Here is an 18,013-nt window from a genome sequence, read left to right as displayed (position 1 = left end):
GCCTGACCGTCTTAACTGCACGACTGTTGACCTAACCTTGAGGTGTGAGTGATGAAAGCCTGGATCTGTGTGCCGTTGATTGCATTGGCATTGGCATTGGCCGGTTGCGCCGGTAAAACCGCTTACCGCGACAGTTGCGGCAGCCAACTCGACACCGCTTGGCATGAGCTGGACCTGGCCAAGGCTGAAGGCTTTGCCGGTACCGTCAGTTATTCCAAAGCCTTGTCGCTCCTGACAGCCGCCAAGACCCAGCAACAATTCGAGGGTTTCGAGGGTTGCAGCAAGAAAGCCGAGAAGGCGCGTTTCTATATTCGCGAATCCCGTGCCGGACGCTAAGCTGCTGACATAGCGCAGGGAGGCGGTTTTGCCATGTCGGCAGACGCTTCCCCCGAGCCATTTGAATCAGGAGCAAGTGATGTCAGCGTTGGTTGACCGGTTGGTGGCCCATGTTCTGAGCCTGGAAGTGCGACTGCTGGCCTGTCAGGCGCGGTTGACTGCCCGGACCGACCCCGAGGCGTTGCACGATTTGCGCACGACGGTGCGCCGCTTGCGCAGTCTGTTGCGGCCCTTGCGTGGCTTGCCGGGTGTGGAGCAACTTGAGGGCGCCGCTTCGGCCGTCGGTCAATTGACCACGCCGTGGCGTGACCGTGAGGTGCTGGCGGCGTACTTGCTCCAGCACGATCAACCCGAAGCCGCGCAACGGCGCATGGCAAAGATGGCCGAGGCCTATCCGACGCTGGCGGCGAGCAGCGAGGTGGCTTCGCTGTTGATGATTCTCGACGCGTTCCCGCGTTTTCTGCGTGCGTCCCAGCGTCAGGGGTTGCTCAAGGGGCTGGAAAAACGCATCGAAAAACGCCTCGGCAAGCAATGGAAAAAACTCGATGAGGCGCTGCACGATCCGGCCCACGACCGTCATCGCCTGCGCTTGCTGATCAAGCGTGTGCGTTATGGCATCGAGGCCTACCCTGAACTGGACCGTTTGCCGCAAGCGGCGCTGGCGCGCTTGAAGTCGGCGCAAGGCGCCTTGGGCGATTGGCACGATTGCTGGCAGTGGCTGGCAAAAGCCGAACAGGAAGCGGATCTGCAGCCCTGCGTCGCGACGTGGCGGGCGACCATGATCAAAGCCGAGAGCAAGGCCGATCGCGTACTCGAAAAACTCAGTTCAACCTGCTTCAAATAATCCTCAAACCTGCCTGCATCCACTGTCACTGTGTGGGCGGGCTTCATCCTGTCCGAGATGTCAGTCTATTTGACCGGAATAGACGCTGCGGCGCTCTGCCTGGCTGGTTAAGATCCCTGCATTCACTTTTCGTTTTCTGAGGTTGCCATGCGCTTTTGCGATTTGCTCGAAGCGGTCCGCCGCGAACCGGAACTGACCATCCCTGCCGAATGGGCACAGGGCCGCGCCAGTTTCGGTGGCCTGGTGGCTGCGCTGCAATACGAAGCCATGCGCGCGAAGGTGCCTGCCGATCGCCCGGTGCGTTCGCTGGCGATCACGTTTGTCGGTCCGGTCGAGCCCGAAGTCCCGGTGACTTTTCAAGTCGATGTGCTGCGTGAAGGCAAAGCCGTCAGCCAGGTGTTGGGCCGGGCCATGCAGAACGGTCAGGTGGTGACGCTGGTGCAAGGCAGCTTCGGCGCCTCGCGAGCGTCGGAAGTGGCCGTGCCAGCCCTTCCTGCCCCCGAGATGAAGCCTTTGGACGACTGCCAGGAACTGCCGTACATCAAAGGTGTGACCCCTGAGTTCATGCGCCACCTGGCGATGCGCTGGAGTGTCGGTGGCCTGCCATTCACGGGCAATACATCGCGAGACATGGGCGGTTGGGTGCGTTTGCGTGGCGATGTGAAGGACGAACCTGTCACTGAATCGCACATTCTGGCGCTGGTGGACGCATGGCCGCCGTCATTGTTACCGCACCTGAAGAAAGTGGCGGCGGGCAGTACGCTGACCTGGACCGTCGAATTCGTGCAGCCGTTGCGCGATGTAAGCACGCTGGACTGGTGCAAATATCGGGTGGAAACCGAGTACGCCGCCGACGGTTACGGGCATGCCGCCGCCAAGCTCTGGAGTGCTGAAGGGGAACTGATCGCGATGAGCCGCCAGACCGTCACGATTTTTGCCTGAAGCCCGCAACGCGGGCTTACGCCTCCAGGTTGTGGTGACGGCGCTGCAAACCCAGTGCCGCAACGACGCCAACCACGCCAATGGCCACGTTGGCCAGGCTCAAGCTGAACACCCCGGACACGATCAAAAGAAACGCAACGATAAACAAAGGTACGGCAATCAGTTGCAGCGCCTGGTGGGTCGATTGCTGCTGATTGGTCGGGTACACGCGCCATTGCCACGCGGGAAGGTTGGGATGACGTTTGCCCATGTTGACTACTCCTCGATCCATGTTGAACACATGGGTTGAAGCATAGGCCGGAGTGGGAAGGTCGGCGAATCAAGCTTGGCTATGGACGCGATAGGGACGACGCCGGGATGCGATGTTGGCCGATCTGACGCCTTCGCGAGCAAACCCGCTCCCGCAGGGAGCTGTGTCGTTCACAAGTCCAATGTGGAAGCGAGCTTGCTCGCGAAGAGGCCCTCAGAGTTTCAACTGCCCAATCGCCTTGCTCAGCTCTCCAGCCAGTTTCGCCAGCTCATTACTGGTCGTCGCTGAATCCACGGTCTGCTGCACGGTGTTTTCGGTCACATCACGGATACTCACCACCGCGCGATTCATGTCCTCGGCCACTTGGCTCTGTTGCTCTGCCGCCACGGCGATCTGCGTATTGCTTTCACGCATTTGTGCCACTGCGCCGGTGATATGCGCCAGTGCTTCGCCAGCCTCCTGCGCTTGCTGCACACAGTCGTCGGCCTTGTACGAACTCTCCTGCATGAAATCCACCGCATCGCGCGTGCCGGCCTGCAAAGCGCAAACCATGGTGGTGATCTCGTCGGTCGAGGTCTGCACCCGTTTGGCGAGGTTGCGAACTTCATCGGCCACCACGGCAAAACCACGGCCCATTTCGCCGGCCCGTGCAGCCTCAATGGCGGCGTTGAGCGCCAGCAAATTGGTTTGCTCGGCGATGCTGTGAATCACGCTGACCACGCCGTTGATCTTTTGACTGTCCTCGGCCAGGCGCTGGATCATCTCGGCGGTCTGTTGTACACCGCTGGACAGGCCGGCAATCGAATGCTGCACCCGTGCAACCACTTGCTGACCGCTACCAGCCAGGCCGTCGGCGGTCTGCGACAGATCGCGAGTGGCACCGGCGTGCTGGGCGATGTGATAAACCGTGGCAGTCATCTCGTTGATCGCGGTGGCCGCCTGATCGGTTTCGCTTTGCTGGCCGAGCATGCCGTGGCGCACTTCGTTCATGCTCGACGCCAGACGCGCAGCGCCGACATCCAGTTGCTGCGCAGTGTTGGCAACGGTGGTGACGACGCGCTGATAACCGGCCTGCATCGCGTTGAACGCGTTGGCCATCTGCCCGACCTCATCCTTTCCGGCCAGCGGTACACGGGCTGAAAGATCGCCGCTTTTTTCAACGTGCAACATCACGTCTTTCAACGTGTTGAGCTGGCTGAGCAGGAAGCGGATCAACAACTGCGAAGCGCCGAGCATCGCCAGCATCAGGATGAACACCGCCACGGCATAGTTGGCGAAGCGCTCGCCGAACACTTGCTTCAGGCTTGGGCCGTAGGCGATGACTGCTACTTGCTGGCCGTCGGCACGGCTGAACACTTCGGCGCCCATCAGCGGGTTGTCGCCGAACAGTGGCAGGTGGTTGATCTCGTTCCAGCCGTTGTTGTCGGTGATCTCCAGCAGCGGTTGATCGTGGAGGCGTGGCGCCTCCCCGCGTTTGAAGGTCAGCACTTGATCGGCCTGGGGCAGCACCTGCCCGGCCGGCCAGGCCTTGAGCAAGTGCGCCTGGGCTTGCGCCGACGCTTGTAACGCGAGACTGCGGGCCTGTTGTTCGAGCTGTACGGCGTACAACACCAGCAACAGGGTGGTGACGAAGGCGACCGCGTTGACCGCCCAGAATTTGTATTTCAGCGAGATATTGCTAAGCCAGGCACCCATGGAGGTTTTCTCTGATAGCGGAAACAGCATTGGCAAGGTGCCAGCATTGTGCCGCTATGCAGCTCTGGAAATCTTGATGTGTGTCAACAGCCGATGCTGTCCGGCTGTGCTCGCAAAAGCGTTGTGTCAGTCGCTATTTATTTATCTGACTCAGCGCTCTCGCGAGCAAGCCCGCTCCCACAATGGTTGTTGTGTGTGTCAGGGGAGGGAGGGGAGGTTGAAGAATGCCCGGGCACAAGCGGTCGAGTGCGCGGCGAGGTCTTCCTCGGTTTCACCCCGGTGCAACGCCACTTCGCGCAGCACTTCGGTCAGGTACGCCGGTTCATTGCGGCCATTCTTCGGTTTCGGGCGCAGGGTGCGCGGTAACAAGTAAGGCGCATCGCTTTCCAGCATCAGCCGGCCGCGCTTGATCTCTTTGACTAATGGATGCAAGTGCGTGCCCCGGCGCTCGTCGCAAATCCAGCCCGTGATGCCAATATGCAGATCCAGATCGAGGTAGCTGTACAACGCCTTCTGCTCGCCGGTAAAGCAATGCACCACGGCCGCAGGAAGTTGATCGCGGAAGTCCTTGAGTATCTCCAGCAGGCGCACACTGGCGTCGCGCTCATGCAGGAACACCGGCAATTGCAGCTCAACGGCCATTGCCAGATGTTCCTCGAGGACTTTTTCCTGTTGGGTGCGCGGTGAGAAATCGCGGTTGAAATCCAGTCCGCATTCGCCCACGGCGACCACGTTGGCTTCTTTGAGCAGGCTGCGCAGGCGCCGGGCGCTGTCGGCATTCCAGTCACTGGCTGAGTGCGGGTGAATCCCGGCCGTTGCAAACAGCCGTTGCCCACTGTCATCCAGTTGCTGGCACAGTTCCAGTGCCTGTTCGCTCCCCTCGACACTGGTGCCGGTCAGCACCAGTTGGCTGACCCCGGCGGTGTAGGCGCGGTCGAGTACGGCCTGGTGTTTGTCGGCGAAACTTGGGTTGGTCAGGTTGACGCCGATATCGATGAGTTGCATGGTTGCTACCTCGGGCCGAAGGCCGGAAAGCATACCAGAGCTGTAGATTCATCATAAAAGCCAAGAACTACAACGGCTTATGACTGTCTGTTGAGGCCGCTAGACGGCTTGTGTTGGTATGGTGGCCACTACTGTGCCACTCTCTCGCACTTTGCCAGCGCTCCTGGCGCTCTGTTTTCGTCGGCGATTTTGACCTCTCAGCGGTGAAATCGCCCCGTATTCTTTCCGGAGAGTGGATGATTCGTCCCTCGGTTTTGCTGCTGTTGTGTGGATCGTTACTGCTGCCGATGGCGGCGGTAGCGCGCCTGCCCGGGCCGCTGCAAGCCGTGCCGGCCGCCAAGGTGCGTGACTTGTCCGAGATTCGCGGCAGTCGCGTGCTGCGGGTGCTGGTCAACCAGAGTCGTAACAGCTCCGGCGAAGTCCAGGGGCAGGCCATCGGCGTCGAATACCATCGCCTGCGCGCCTTCGAGCAATACCTCAACGGCCATGCGCGTGACGGCCAGGAAATCACCCTCAAGATCATTCCCAAAGCCAAGGATCAACTGCTCGGTGCCTTGCAGCGCGGTGAGGGTGATCTGGTGGCGCCCGGTGAATTGCTTGATTTGCAAGCCGGCCGTGCGGTCGCCAGCAGTGAGCCGATAGCCAGCGACGTGCCGCTGGTGCTGGTCGGCATCAAGGGCGAGCGGCGCTACACCAGGCTTGAGCAACTCGCCGGCAAAACCCTCGCCTTGCCCACCGGCAGTGCGGCCGGGGAAGCGGTCAGCCAACTCAATCAGAAGCTGGCGCTGCATAAGCTGGCGCCGATCAAGATTGAATGGGTCGATCCGACACTGGCGGTCGAGGATGTACTGGAAATGGTCCAGGGCGGCATCTTTCACCTGACCATCGTCGAGCAACCGATTGCCGAGCGCTGGGGCAAGATCCTGCCCAAGCTGCGTGTTGAGCGGCAACTGAGGATCGGCGATCCCGGCGAGGAATACTGGTTCGTGCGCCGGGATGCATCGATGCTGCGGGCGAGCATTGATCGCTTCCTCAGCGGTTACAAGAAGCCGTCGAACGAAGATGTAGCGTTTCTGCGCATCTATCGCCGTCTGTATAAAGTCCACTATCCATTGGCCAAGGCCGACCGTCAGCGTCTGGAGAAACTGCGCCCCGTGCTGCAAAAGCATGCCACGGCGCAGAACATGGACTGGCTGAACCTGGCAGCGTTGGCATTCAAAGAGTCGCGCTTGCAGCCCAGTGCCCGCAGCGGCAGTGGCCCGACCGGGCTGATGCAGATCACCCCGTCCGCAGCGCGGCGGGTCGGTGTGAACAATATTCAGAATCTCGATGCGAATGTGCAGGCTGGGGCCAAATACCTGGCGATGATCCGCCGCAAGTTCTTCGCCAGCCCCAAGCTCAATGAGCGCGAGCGCATGGCGTTCACGCTGGCGGCTTACAACATCGGGCCGGAGCGGGTCCAGGGTATGCGTGCCGAGGCCCGGCGGCGGGGGCTAAATCCTGATCAGTGGTTCTTCCAGGTCGAGCGCATTGCCATGGAGCAGGTGGGAATGGGGCCGGTCAGCTATGTTAATAGCGTGAACAAGTATTACTTGGCCTTCGACCGGGAGCGGGAATCATTGGAGCCCGGTGGGCCGAAAGTTGTCTCACGCAAATAATCTAATAAATCGATTGTTATGGCGAAATATTTGCGCTTTTAACATAGAATTTACTGATTAATATAGCGGCCAATCCACACACACTTCTCGCAAAACAAGGAATGCCCCATGAGCTCTCTGATCAATAAGGTTCTGTTCACCCGCGCAGGCTACGGCTTGACCCTTCTGCGCATCGCTGTCGGCGTGATCTTCGCTGCCCACGGCTCGCAGAAACTCTTCGGTCTGTTCGGCGGTTACGGTCTGGCTGGCACTGCGCAGTACATGGAAAGCCTGGGTCTGACGCCTGGGTATGTGATGGCCACGCTGGCCGGCGGTACCGAGTTCTTCGCCGGTCTGGCCTTGATCATCGGCCTGCTGGTTCGTCCGGCGGCGCTGGGCCTGACGTTCCTGTCGCTGGTTGCGATCTTCACCGTGCACATCAGCAACGGTCTGTTCATGGCCAACAACGGTTACGAGTTCGCTCTGGCGTTGCTCGGTGGCAGCCTTGCCGTTCTGATCGAAGGTGCTGGCAAGCTCTCGGTGGATCGCGCCATCGCCGGTTGAGCGCTCTGACTCACGCCTAAGGCTCGCATTGTGCGAGCCTTTTTTGTTGCGGCTGATTCTTGACACTGATCGGTCACGTTCTCTAGGATGCTGCTCATGCGCCGATTTAAACAGCTACTTGCGGGGCGCCAGGTGACTACAACAGTTGCCGTCAGAAGCCGGAACAGGGCTTCGAAATACCGCTAAAGCGCTGGTTCGGTGTTGCCTCTCACCTGCCACGCAGACTTTTGAGGCAGAGACACGACACGATGAATGCACTACGCCCTCCAGCACGTCCCGCGCCGATCACGGCACATATCACCCAACGCAATCCAAAAATCCTGCTTGGCGGCAAACATCAGCCGACGCTGTTGCGTTATCTCGATGGCTGGCCACGTCGCAGCGGCGGCCCCGCCGCGTTCCTGATCCAGTTTGTCGAGGACGGCGAGTCGCTGGCACGGTTTGCCACTGACAGTTTTGATCTGGCCGTGATTCAGGTGCCGAGCCAGGAAGACGTGCCGCACATGATCGCGCAACTGGTCCGCGTCGCACGGCAAGGCTTGATTACCCGTCGCTAGGGTTTTCAGGGGTAGTCGATGGCCACGATGTACACGAACTGTTCGCCAGTCGGTGTCTGTACCCGCACTTCTGCGTCGAGCGCCTTGCCGATCAGGGCGCGGGCCAGCGGCGAGTCGATGCTGATCAGGCCCAGTTTCAAATCCAGTTCATCCGGGCCGACGATGCGGTAGCGCGATGGCTTGCCGTCTTCGTCTTCGATGGTTACCCAAGCGCCGAAGTAGACCTTGTTCGGGTCGCTGGGCTTTTCGCTGACAACCTTCAACGCTTCCAGCCGTTTGGTGAGGAAGCGCACACGGCTGTCGATCTCGCGCAGCATCTTTTTGCCGTAGGTGTATTCAGCGTTCTCCGAGCGATCACCCTGAGCCGCCGCCTCGCTGACCGACTGCGTGACCTGTGGACGGCGCACATGCCACAGTTCATGGAATTCAGCGCGCATCCGCGCTTCACCTTCGGGTGTGATCAGCGCGGTGCCGGCGGTACGGGGAGGGCGATAACGGCTCATGGCAATTTCTTGTGAGTTAGACGGCTGGAGTCTATCAACCCTCGCTCAACACTGTCAGCGGACTTGCGTTGAGTGCCCGACGTGTACCGAAGACGCCCGCGCCCCCGATCAGCGCCGCGCCAATCAGCGGTAGCACCAGCAGCCACGGGTGCGGATGCCACGGCAGATCGAAGGCGTATCGATACAGCACCAGGCTCACCGCTTCCGAACCAATGGCCGCGAGCAGTCCGCTGACCGCGCCGAGCAAACCGAACTCAATGCGACGTGCCTTGATCAGCAACTGCCGCTCCGCGCCCAGTGCTCTTAGCAATGCACCTTGGCGAATACGCTCATCCAGCGTTGCCTGCAACCCGGAAAACAGCACTGCCATTCCCGCCGCCAACACAAACAACAACACGTACTCCACAGCCAGCGTGACCTGGGCGAGAATGCTGCGCAGTTGTTCGAGCAGGGCTTCGACCTGAAGAATGGTCACAGCCGGGAAGGCCCGCGACAGATCGACGATCTGCTGGTCGTGTCCAGGCGCCAGATAGAAGCTGGTCAGGTAGGTCGCCGGCAGATCCTTCAATGTGCCGGGCTGGAAGATCATGAAGAAGTTCGGCTGGAAATTGTCCCAGTTGATCTCGCGCAGGCTGGTGACCTTCGCTTCTCGATTGACCCCGCCAACGCTGAACACCATGTGATCGCCGAGTTTGAGCTTGAGGCTCTCGGCGACCTTGCCTTCCACCGACACCCCGGGAACATCGTCAGTGGGCTGTTCAGTCCACCACGACCCGGCGGTGAGCTTATTGCCGGGCGGCAAGTCGGCGGCCCAGGTCAGGCTCAAGTCGCGTTGAATGGCGCGGTCGCCAGCAGAGTCCTTGCTGACGATCTGCTGCACCGCTTCGCCATTGATGCTGATCAGGCGCCCCGGCACCACCGGATACAGCGGCGCCGCTTGCGCTGACACGTTGATCAGGTGATCGGTAAAGGCCTGTTTGTCGGCTGGCAAAATATTCAGGGCAAAATAGTTGGGGGCATTTTTCGGCAGTTGATTTTGCCAGGTGTCGAGCAGTTCGCCGCGCAGCAGGGCGATCAAGGCCATGGACAGCAGGATCAGCCCGAATGCCAGCGATTGGCCGGCTGCTGCGAGCGGATGACGCAGCAATTGACCCAGGCCCAGACGCCACGGCAAAGAAGCACGGGCGAGCATGCGCCGCAGGCTTTTGAGCAACAACAGAAGCAAGCCACCCAACACCAATGCGGCGACCACGCCACCGCCGAGCAAGGCAAACGTCAGCAACAGATCAAGGCTCAGGCGCCACATGATCAGGCCCAGCGCGCCGAGCGCCGCGCCATAGACCATCCAGGTGCTCGACGGGATCGGGAGCATGTCGCGGCGCAAGACTCGCAACGGCGGCACTCGTCCCAACGCCGCCAGTGGCGGCAGCGCGAACCCGGCCAGTGCCACCAGCCCGGTCGCGATCCCGGCAAGGGCCGGAAACAGGCCACCTGGCGGAACATCACTCGGCAGCAGATCATGCAACAGCGCGAACAAGCCCAGTTGCGCCAGCCAACCGAGTAACGCACCACTGAGGGCGGCGAACAGCCCAAGTGCCGTCAGTTGAATACTGAACAGCAACATGGTTTCCCGTCGCGACAAGCCGAGGCAGCGCAGTAATGCACTGGCATCGAAACGGCGACTGGCAAAACGGTTTGCCGACAACGCCACCGCCACGCCAGCCAGCAGCACCGCGACCAGGCTGGCCATGTTCAGATAGCGCTCGGCCTTGCCCAGCGCGCCGCCAATCTGCCGATTGCCGTCGCGGGCATCTTGAATCCGCTGATTCGCTGCCAGCCCTGGCTTGATCAGTTGTCGATAGGTTTGCAGTGCTTGCGGTTCGCCGCGCCACAATTCGCGATAGCTCACTCGGCTGCCGGGCTGCACCACGCCGGTCGCGGCGAGATCGTCGAGGTTGATCAGCACGCGTGGCGTCAGGCTATAAAAGTTACCGGCTCTGTCCGGTTCGTAAGTCAGTACCCGTGTCAGCTTCAGGGGCTTCATGCCGACGTCGATGCTGTCGCCGATCTTCAGGTCCAGCGCGGTCAGCAGGCGTGACTCGACCCAGGCTTCGCCGGGCTGGGGTTCGCCTCCGGGCTCTTCAGTTGCGAAGGGGGCCGGGGCGCTTTTCAGTTCACCGCGTAATGGATAGGCGCGGTCTACCGCTTTGATGCTCGACAACTGAATGCCGTTGTCGGTCGCGATGACACTGGAAAATTCCACGACCTGCGCGTGATCAAGGCGTAATTCGGTGCCGATTCTGATTTGTTCCTGACGGGCCGGTGAGCTGCCTTCCAGTACCAGGTCGGCGCCGAGAAACTCGGTAGCGCGCAGCATCATGGCGCCATTGAGGCGGGCACCGAAATAGCCGATGGCGGTACTTGCCGCTACGGCGACCACCAAGGCGAAGAACAACACCCGCAGTTCTCCGGCGCGGGCATCGCGCATGAGTTGACGGATGGCGAGACTCAACAGACGCAACAGCGGCAGGCGTGCCATCAAGGCTCCAGAGGGGCGACCAACAGCCCGGCTTCAAGTCGGATCAGGCGCCGGCATCGATGGGCCAGGCGTTCGTCGTGGGTCACCAGCACCAGTGTGGTGCCGCGCTCCTTGTTCAATTCGAACAGCAAATCGCTGATGCGCTCGCCGGTGTGGCTGTCGAGGTTGCCGGTGGGTTCGTCAGCGAACAGCACGTCAGGCTCGGCGGCAAAGGCTCGGGCAATCGCCACGCGCTGTTGTTCGCCGCCCGAGAGCTGGCGCGGCGAGTGAGTCAGACGCTGGCCGAGGCCGACCCGTTGCAGCAATTCAGTGGCGCGCTCGCGGGCGTCTTTACGGCCATCAAGCTCAAGCGGCAGCATGACGTTTTCCAGCGCGTTGAGACTGTCGAGCAATTGAAACGATTGAAAGACGAAACCCACATGTTCGGCACGCACCCGAGCGCGCTGGTCTTCGTCGAGATTACCCAGACTCTGGCCGGCGAGGGTGACTTCGCCGCGGCTCGGTAAATCGAGACCGGCAAGCAGGCCGAGGAGGGTGGATTTGCCGGAACCGGACGCGCCGACGATGGCCAGGCTGTCGCCCTTGTTCAGTTCCAGGCTGAGTTCGTGCAGGATAGTCAGTTCACCTTCCGCGCTGGGAACCACTTTGCTGAGGTTCTTCGCGGTGAGAATGCTTGCGCCCATGGAGAATCCGATGCGTGTGTGGTTTTTGAGTGCTGGCCTGGCCTTGATGTGCATGGCCCAGAACGCAGCGGCGGGTACTGTCCTGATCGTTGGGGATAGTATCAGCGCCGGTTTCGGGCTGGATACCCGCTTGGGATGGGTCTCGTTGCTCGAGCAACGGCTCAAACAGGAGGGTTTCGACGACAAAGTAGTGAATGCCTCCATCAGTGGTGACACCAGTGCCGGAGGCCAGGCGCGGCTGCCCGCGCTGCTTGCAGAGCATAAGCCCGACCTGGTGATCCTCGAACTGGGTGGCAACGATGGCTTGCGCGGAATGCCGCCAATTCAATTGCAACAAAATCTTGCTTCGATGATCGACAGCTCCCGCCAGAGCGGTGCCAAGGTGCTGTTGCTCGGCATGCAACTGCCGCCCAATTATGGCAAGCGTTACACCGACGCTTTTGCCCAGGTGTACGGCAAACTCGCCGACGCAAAAAAGATCCCGCTGGTACCGTTTTTCCTCGACGGCGTGGGCGGTCATCCAGACTTGATGCAGGCTGATGGTTTGCACCCGGCAGTCGGGGCTCAGGGCAAGTTGCTGGAAAATGTCTGGCCTACGCTAAAACCGTTGTTATGAGGCTTTTCTAGCGGCAGGCTTTCGGCTAATGTGGCGCCCCCTTATTCGGAGCCCCCAATGCCACGTTCTGCCTGGTCTCTTTTTGCCTACCAACTGATCGAGCCTGACGAACAGCTGGATCTGTTCGCCTGCCAGGAAGTGCGGGTGCATCTGGTGACCCGTCAACTGGAACTCGGTGGTTCTGCGGATCGGACCCTGTGTGGCAGCCTGCTACCGGCGCAGCCGCGCTGGTCGAGCGTAGATCGTCGGGTGTTTCAGGATCAGCGCCTGTGCTCGCTGTGCCGGGCGATTCTGGAGTCGCAGAAGCGCGGCACCTCACCGATCTGGCCTGAGTTGCGCTTCGAACTCTAAAATCTTGAGTCAATAGGTTGACCGCGTCTTGAGAGCCAGCCTCCTCGCCGCAGGTCTTGTGGCTCCCCGAATTCCCGAGGTGCGGTGTACAATCGCGCGCTCATACCCTTGTTGATCATGCGAAGGATGTTCCGGATGTTGCCGCGCTTTCCTGCCGTCGCCCGCTGCCTGTCTCTTGCCGCCCTGTGTGTGGCCGGTCCCGTTGCTGCATTGGAGTTTCCCCTGCCACCGCCTGGTGAAGACATCATTGGTCAGGTGCAGGTGATCAAAGCCAAGTACGAAGACACTTTCGCTGATCTGGGCACCGCCTACGATCTGGGCTATTCGGAAATGCTCGCGGCCAACCCGGGTGTCGATGCCTGGTTGCCCGGCGCCGGCACCGAGATCGTTCTGCCAACCCGTTTCATTCTGCCGCCGGGTCCGCGTGAAGGCATTGTCATCAATCTGGCCGAATACCGTCTCTACTATTACCCGAAAGGCCGGAACGTGGTGTACACGTTCCCGCTGGGGATCGGTCGTGAGGGCTGGGGTTCGCCAATCGCGCACACATCGATCATTGCCAAGACGCCGAACCCGACCTGGACGCCTCCAGCCTCGATCAAGGCTGAACACGCTGCTGATGGTGATCCGCTGCCCAACGTGGTGCCGGCCGGTCCGGACAACCCGCTGGGACCTTTCAAATTCACCCTCGGCACGCCGGGCTATCTGATCCACGGATCGAACAAGAAATTCGGCATCGGCATGCGTACCAGTCACGGCTGTTTCCGCATGTTCAACAATAACGTGCTCGAGATGGCCAGCATGGTGCCGGTCGGTACCTCGGTGCGTATCCTCAATGAGGCCTACAAGTTCGGGAGCAGTGGCGGCAAGGTTTACCTTGAGGCGCACACGCCGATCGACGACAAGGGCGATCCGTCGGTGGTCGACAAGCACACAGCGGTGATCAACGCGATGCTCAAGCGTGATGACATTACTAACAACCTGCGCGTGAACTGGGATGTGGTGCGTGATGTGGTAGCGGCCGAGGATGGTCTGCCAACCGAAATCGGTACGCCAAACACGTCGGCGCCGATTGTTTCGAACACGCCGATCGACCCGCTGCAGTAAGGTCGGATCCGAACCCGTCGAGCCTTGAGGCATCGACGGGTTTTTTATTGCCAGGACAAAAGTACCGGCAATAAAAAAGCCGACCCAAAAAATGGGTCGGCTTGATAATAATCCCGAAGGACTATTACTTGCGGCTAGCCTTGTCGAGCATGCGCAGAGCGCGCTCGTTAGCTTCGTCAGCAGTCTGTTGTGCTTTTTGAGCAGCAGCCAGAGCTTCATCAGCTTTACGGTAAGCTTCGTCTGCACGAGCCTGGGAGCGAGCAGCTGCGTCTTCAGTAGCGGTCAGACGTGCTTCGGTTTCTTTCGATACGCTGCTGCAACCGGTAGCCAGAACTGCGGCCAGAGCCAGAGCAGAGAATTTCAGAACGTTGTTCATCGTGTTCCCCTTCAAGGACTTTCAATTAAGTGGCTGTCTCCTCGGATTGAGGAAATAGCCGGCGTACATACTACCCATTACTTGTAGTAAGTAAACTGACGTAGCGCAAGAAGCAAAAAAAATTGTAGGCGCTGATTCTTTTTCGAGCAACTTTTAACTGCCCTGTATAAAAAACATCCAGCTACAGGCCCCGCGCTGAGCGAGTCAATGAGAAAAAGTTCCCGTTGTCATGTGCTGTTTTTGCAGAGTTGTCTAAAGTCTTTCTAGATGAATTCGTCCATACTCTTGTTCCGATTCTGCGTGCTGCTTCGCTTATCTTTGTTCATGTTGAGGTGACTTTATAAAAGGCGGCACGTCTTAAGTCTCAACATCCGGCAATGTTCAGGTGAGCGGCCCGGGAGATATCGTCTCCAGGCCATCCCTGCGTCCATCGGAGCAGCCCCCCCCCGTCAAGCCGCTTGATGACGAGCGTACCTTGAGCATTTTTGCCAATGGTGCCTACTATTTACAGGTGCTCGATTGCGTGGGATCGGTGTGGCTCTTCTCGTTGTCCATCAGGCACGGGGTGGCGTAGATGTTCCTTCGCCGGAAAAACATCGGTAAGGTAGGGGTCAAAATTCAAGACCCGCGAGGAGTAGTGATGAGCGAGGCGTTGTCCATCCACCATGACCAGGCTGGTCATCAGTTCGAGACCAATGTGGACGGTCATCGTGCCTACCTGACCTACATGGATCTGGGTAAACAGACCCTGGATATCTATCGCACGTTTGTGCCCAACGCCCTGCGTGGCCGTGGCATTGCCGCAGCGCTGACAGAAAGCGCGTTGCAATACGCCGAGGAAATGGGCTACACGGTCATCCCCTCGTGCTCCTACGTCGAGCGCTACATGGAGCGTCATCAGCGCCGCGCTGCGAAAATCTGAACAGCACACACAAAAACGCCGGGCAATGAATGCCCGGCGTTTTTTTATGCCTGTAAAACGCGGATCAACTGCGCTCGCGTTTGGGCAACACATCCTTGAGCTTGGCGTGCATGCTGCGCAGGGTACTCTCGGTGGCGGACCAGTCGATGCAGGCATCGGTGATCGACACGCCGTATTGCAGGTCGGCGAGGTCTTTTGGAATCGCCTGGCAGCCCCAATTCAGATGACTCTCGACCATCAGACCGATAATCGACTGGTTGCCTTCGAGGATCTGGTTGGCCACGTTCTCCATCACCAGCGGTTGCAGGGCCGGATCCTTGTTGGAGTTGGCGTGGCTGCAATCGACCATGATGTTCGGCTTGATCTTGGCTTTGTTCAGCGCCTGCTCGCACAGGGCGACGCTGACCGAATCGTAGTTCGGCTTGCCGTTGCCGCCGCGCAATACCACATGACCGTAGGCGTTGCCTTTGGTGGTGACGATCGATACGCCACCTTCCTGATTGATCCCGAGGAAACGATGCGGGCTGGACACCGACTGCAGGGCGTTGATCGCTACCGTCAGGCCGCCGTCTGTGCCGTTCTTGAAGCCGACGGCCGAAGACAGGCCCGAAGCCATTTCACGGTGCGTCTGGGATTCGGTGGTGCGCGCGCCGATAGCCGACCAACTGATCAGGTCCTGCAGATATTGCGGGGAGATCGGGTCGAGGGCTTCGGTGGCAGTCGGCAGGCCTTTCTCGGCCAGATCCAGCAGCAATTGACGACCGATGTGCAGACCGTCCTGGATCTTGAACGAGTCGTCCAGATACGGATCGTTGATCAGGCCTTTCCAGCCGACGGTGGTGCGCGGTTTTTCGAAATACACGCGCATGACCAGGTACAAGGTGTCGCAGACTTCCTCGGCCAGCACCTTCAGGCGTTCGGCGTATTCGTGGGCAGCCTTGATGTCGTGGATCGAGCACGGACCGATCACTACGAACAGGCGGTGGTCGGTGCCATCAAGAATGTTGCGAATGACTTCGCGACCCTTGGTGACGGTGCGCAGGGCCGCGTCGCTCAGAGGGATATCACGCTTGAGCTGATCAGGAGTGATCAGGGTCTCGTTAGAGGCGACGTTTAGGTCGTTGATCGGTAAATCAGCCATCGTTTACTCGTCAGGTCACGGGTGCCGGCCGCCAGCGATCCCCGCGCGGCGGAACACAGCAGATTTAAGCGCGTCGGGGAGCTGAACCTTAGCGCGTTAGACGCCTGCTCGACAATGGGCACGTCACTGTTTAAAACAGAGCCTAATCCAGCAATGGCTGCGCGAAAGCCTTGCGAACGCTGTCGTGGGAGAACTCGTCGGCATGTTGCTCGACCCAGTGCAGGGCCAACGCCTGAATATCCTGCAGGGCATCGTGAGCATCGTTTATTCGGCAATAGCGTTCGATCTGACACACTTGCTCACCCATTCGCGCACTGAACAGCGCCTGTTCATCGGTGAAGGCGATGCCCACCAGATACCCCTTTTTACGCCGCAGACACCACGCCACATAGCCCGGATAACAGATATCGGCATTGAGCGTCGGCATGCGGATTTGCAGCGCCGTGCCATGGCGCCAGGCGCGGTGATAATTGCAAGCGATCCCGCCGAGGCTGATAGTGTGCAGCTGTTGTCTGGAAATACACTCAGGCTTGAGCAAGGTTAATTCAACCGGCACTTCGTCCGGATGAGGAATGAAACGTCCCATGAGCACAGACTCCCTGTGTCGGCCATTTGACATTGTTTCCCCCAGTATAGTGGTCGAATCGCAGCTGACCGATTTCGACGCTGACCAGCGGCTGTTGGCGATGAACGGCGTTTCGCTGGTGATTTTTACCAGCGTCGGTTGCGCCAGTTGCCGGTATGCCCGTGAGGTCTTGCCCGGTTTGGATCTGACGGTGGATCGCTTGTGCTGGATCGACGCCGGCGAAAACGGTGGCCTGGTGGCGCGGTATCAGGTCTTTCATTTGCCGGCGTTGTTTGTCGTGCGTGACGGCGAGTTCTTTGGGGCATTGCACACGCGCCTGACGGTCGATGCGCTCAACGAGGCATTGGCGCAGGCCTTGGTTCGAATAGCAGAGGAGTTGCCATAAATGGGGACAATCAGCAAACCGGTGGTGGGGATTATCGGCACCGGCGCAATAGGTGGTTTCTACGGTTTGATGTTGGCGCGCGCTGGGTTCGATGTGCATTTTCTGTTGCGCAGCGAGTTCTCGTCGGTCGCCGAACGGGGCTTGCACGTTAACAGTGCGGTGCATGGCCCGCTGACGTTGAGCCCTGTGCAGGCTTATTCTTCGGCCCAGGACATGCCGCCGTGTGACTGGTTGTTGGTCGGCGCCAAGACCACCAGCAATGTGGGTCTTGCCCCCTCGATCATTCAAGCCTCGAAGCCCGGCGCGAAAGTGCTGCTATTGCAGAATGGTCTGGACGTCGAGGACAGCCTGCGTGAACAGTTGCCCGATTCGCTGCACCTGCTCGGAGGTCTGTGCCTTATCTGTGTACACCGCGAAGGGCCTGGGCAAATAACCCATCAAGCTTTGGGTGCTGTGAATGTCGGTTACCACAGCGGCCCGGCCATCGATGATGCCGGACGCATGGCGATTGTCGAAGAGGGCTGCACTTTGTTCCGCGCCGCGGGTATCGACTCGCAGGCGATGCCCGATCTGCAGCAGGCACGCTGGCAGAAACTGGTCTGGAATATCCCCTACAACGGTCTTTCGGTGTTGCTCGGCGCGAGTACCACGCCGCTGATGGCCGACGCCGACAGCCGCGCGTTGATCCAGGCGTTGATGACCGAAGTGGTGCAGGGGGCCAAGGCCTGTGGGCACGACATGCCGCCCGGTTACGCCGAGTACCTGTTCACGATGACCGAGAAAATGCCGGACTACTGGCCGAGCATGCACCACGACTTTTTGCACAAGCGTGCGCTGGAACTCGAGGCGATTTATGCCCGGCCACTGTCGGCCGCGAAAGCGGTGGGCTGCGAGCTGCCACGTATCGAAGCGTTGTATCGCACGTTGGGTTTTATCGACCGCCGCAACGTTTAAGTTTTTTTGTGAAAGGGCGG

General features: G+C 59.7%; 20 protein-coding genes and 1 pseudogene. 12 read left to right on the top strand and 9 right to left on the bottom strand.

The window, feature by feature from the left end; all coding sequences use genetic code 11:
• Positions 1–51: 51 nt before the first annotated feature.
• The 3 genes from AACY50_RS12620 to AACY50_RS12610 all read left to right on the top strand — a co-directional run bounded on the left by AACY50_RS12620 (position 52) and on the right by AACY50_RS12610 (position 2,122).
• Positions 52–336: a hypothetical protein gene (locus tag AACY50_RS12620; protein ID WP_339538626.1), complete on the top strand. Its 285-nt coding sequence runs from the start codon at positions 52–54 to the stop codon at positions 334–336.
• 79 nt (positions 337–415) lie between these two features.
• Positions 416–1,180 carry a CHAD domain-containing protein gene (locus tag AACY50_RS12615; protein WP_339431172.1) on the top strand — a complete coding sequence of 255 codons (765 nt, stop codon included), beginning with the start codon at positions 416–418 and terminating at the stop codon, positions 1,178–1,180.
• Positions 1,181–1,327: 147 nt separating this feature from the next.
• Positions 1,328–2,122: an acyl-CoA thioesterase gene (locus AACY50_RS12610; RefSeq protein ID WP_339538625.1), complete on the top strand. Its 795-nt coding sequence runs from the start codon at positions 1,328–1,330 to the stop codon at positions 2,120–2,122.
• A 19-nt stretch (positions 2,123–2,141) separates the two neighbouring features.
• Here AACY50_RS12610 and AACY50_RS12605 read toward each other — a convergent pair.
• The 3 genes and pseudogenes from AACY50_RS12605 to AACY50_RS12595 all read right to left on the bottom strand — a co-directional run.
• Positions 2,142–2,372, bottom strand: a pseudogene (locus AACY50_RS12605) (terminase); the annotation flags it as partial.
• Between the two features lie 213 nt (positions 2,373–2,585).
• Positions 2,586–4,067 carry a methyl-accepting chemotaxis protein gene (locus AACY50_RS12600; protein ID WP_339538624.1) on the bottom strand — a complete coding sequence of 494 codons (1,482 nt, stop codon included), beginning with the start codon at positions 4,065–4,067 and terminating at the stop codon, positions 2,586–2,588.
• 198 nt (positions 4,068–4,265) lie between these two features.
• A complete protein-coding gene (locus AACY50_RS12595) occupies positions 4,266–5,072 on the bottom strand; it encodes a TatD family hydrolase (protein WP_339431175.1) in 807 nt (268 codons plus the stop codon).
• Between the two features lie 236 nt (positions 5,073–5,308).
• Here AACY50_RS12595 and AACY50_RS12590 point away from each other — a divergent pair, with 236 nt between their 5' ends.
• The 3 genes from AACY50_RS12590 to AACY50_RS12580 all read left to right on the top strand — a co-directional run bounded on the left by AACY50_RS12590 (position 5,309) and on the right by AACY50_RS12580 (position 7,830).
• Positions 5,309–6,730 (top strand): transglycosylase SLT domain-containing protein, encoded by a 1,422-nt coding sequence (locus AACY50_RS12590; protein ID WP_339431176.1) that lies wholly within the window; start codon positions 5,309–5,311, stop codon positions 6,728–6,730.
• Positions 6,731–6,838: 108 nt separating this feature from the next.
• Positions 6,839–7,273, top strand: a complete 435-nt coding sequence (locus AACY50_RS12585) for a DoxX family protein (RefSeq protein ID WP_221729222.1) — start codon at positions 6,839–6,841, stop codon at positions 7,271–7,273.
• A gap of 248 nt (positions 7,274–7,521) precedes the next feature.
• Complete coding sequence (locus AACY50_RS12580; protein WP_339495512.1) at positions 7,522–7,830, top strand: class I SAM-dependent methyltransferase; 309 nt, start codon at positions 7,522–7,524, stop codon at positions 7,828–7,830.
• Positions 7,831–7,835: 5 nt separating this feature from the next.
• Here the strand turns inward: AACY50_RS12580 and greB are convergent, their stop codons facing one another.
• The 3 genes from greB to AACY50_RS12565 are packed head-to-tail and all read right to left on the bottom strand — an operon-like array spanning position 7,836 to position 11,555.
• A complete protein-coding gene (gene greB, locus AACY50_RS12575) occupies positions 7,836–8,333 on the bottom strand; it encodes a transcription elongation factor GreB (protein WP_339431178.1) in 498 nt (165 codons plus the stop codon).
• 34 nt (positions 8,334–8,367) lie between these two features.
• Entirely contained in the window at positions 8,368–10,872 is a 2,505-nt protein-coding gene (locus tag AACY50_RS12570; RefSeq protein WP_339538623.1) for an ABC transporter permease, read from the bottom strand.
• The gene (locus tag AACY50_RS12565; RefSeq protein WP_339431180.1) at positions 10,872–11,555 is read right to left on the bottom strand and encodes an ABC transporter ATP-binding protein; all 684 of its coding nucleotides are present in this window, start codon (positions 11,553–11,555) and stop codon (positions 10,872–10,874) included. The genes AACY50_RS12570 and AACY50_RS12565 overlap by 1 nt, the downstream gene beginning before the upstream one ends.
• 10 nt (positions 11,556–11,565) lie before the next feature.
• On the opposite strand from AACY50_RS12565, the gene AACY50_RS12560 reads away from it, so the two are divergent.
• The 3 genes from AACY50_RS12560 (at position 11,566) to AACY50_RS12550 (ending at position 13,629) form a co-directional block, all read left to right on the top strand.
• Positions 11,566–12,171: an arylesterase gene (locus AACY50_RS12560; RefSeq protein WP_339431181.1), complete on the top strand. Its 606-nt coding sequence runs from the start codon at positions 11,566–11,568 to the stop codon at positions 12,169–12,171.
• Between the two features lie 57 nt (positions 12,172–12,228).
• Positions 12,229–12,522 carry a hypothetical protein gene (locus AACY50_RS12555; protein ID WP_007955656.1) on the top strand — a complete coding sequence of 98 codons (294 nt, stop codon included), beginning with the start codon at positions 12,229–12,231 and terminating at the stop codon, positions 12,520–12,522.
• Positions 12,523–12,657: 135 nt separating this feature from the next.
• Positions 12,658–13,629 (top strand): L,D-transpeptidase family protein, encoded by a 972-nt coding sequence (locus AACY50_RS12550; protein WP_339431182.1) that lies wholly within the window; start codon positions 12,658–12,660, stop codon positions 13,627–13,629.
• A gap of 124 nt (positions 13,630–13,753) precedes the next feature.
• Here AACY50_RS12550 and oprI read toward each other — a convergent pair whose 3' ends face one another.
• A complete protein-coding gene (oprI, locus tag AACY50_RS12545) occupies positions 13,754–14,005 on the bottom strand; it encodes an outer membrane lipoprotei OprI (protein WP_002553018.1) in 252 nt (83 codons plus the stop codon).
• 640 nt (positions 14,006–14,645) lie between these two features.
• On the opposite strand from oprI, the gene AACY50_RS12540 reads away from it, so the two are divergent.
• On the top strand, positions 14,646–14,927 hold the full coding sequence (locus tag AACY50_RS12540; RefSeq protein WP_003226804.1) for a GNAT family N-acetyltransferase: 282 nt from the start codon (positions 14,646–14,648) through the stop codon (positions 14,925–14,927).
• 64 nt (positions 14,928–14,991) lie between these two features.
• Here AACY50_RS12540 and AACY50_RS12535 read toward each other — a convergent pair whose 3' ends face one another.
• Both AACY50_RS12535 and AACY50_RS12530 read right to left on the bottom strand, forming a co-directional pair.
• A complete protein-coding gene (locus tag AACY50_RS12535) occupies positions 14,992–16,068 on the bottom strand; it encodes a 3-deoxy-7-phosphoheptulonate synthase (RefSeq protein WP_339431183.1) in 1,077 nt (358 codons plus the stop codon).
• Positions 16,069–16,210: 142 nt separating this feature from the next.
• Positions 16,211–16,654: a PilZ domain-containing protein gene (locus AACY50_RS12530; RefSeq protein ID WP_339431184.1), complete on the bottom strand. Its 444-nt coding sequence runs from the start codon at positions 16,652–16,654 to the stop codon at positions 16,211–16,213.
• On the opposite strand from AACY50_RS12530, the gene AACY50_RS12525 reads away from it, so the two are divergent.
• Together AACY50_RS12525 and AACY50_RS12520 are read left to right on the top strand one after the other, a co-directional pair.
• Positions 16,653–17,039 carry a thioredoxin family protein gene (locus tag AACY50_RS12525; protein WP_339431185.1) on the top strand — a complete coding sequence of 129 codons (387 nt, stop codon included), beginning with the start codon at positions 16,653–16,655 and terminating at the stop codon, positions 17,037–17,039. The genes AACY50_RS12530 and AACY50_RS12525 overlap by 2 nt on opposite strands.
• Positions 17,040–17,993: a putative 2-dehydropantoate 2-reductase gene (locus tag AACY50_RS12520; protein ID WP_339464807.1), complete on the top strand. Its 954-nt coding sequence runs from the start codon at positions 17,040–17,042 to the stop codon at positions 17,991–17,993.
• The last annotated feature ends 20 nt before the right edge of the window (positions 17,994–18,013 follow it).

The sequence above is a fragment of the Pseudomonas sp. RA_15y_Pfl2_54 genome, assembly GCF_963971015.1.
Lineage (GTDB): Bacteria > Pseudomonadota > Gammaproteobacteria > Pseudomonadales > Pseudomonadaceae > Aquipseudomonas > Aquipseudomonas baetica_A.
This window is presented reverse-complemented; position numbering and strand designations above follow the sequence as displayed.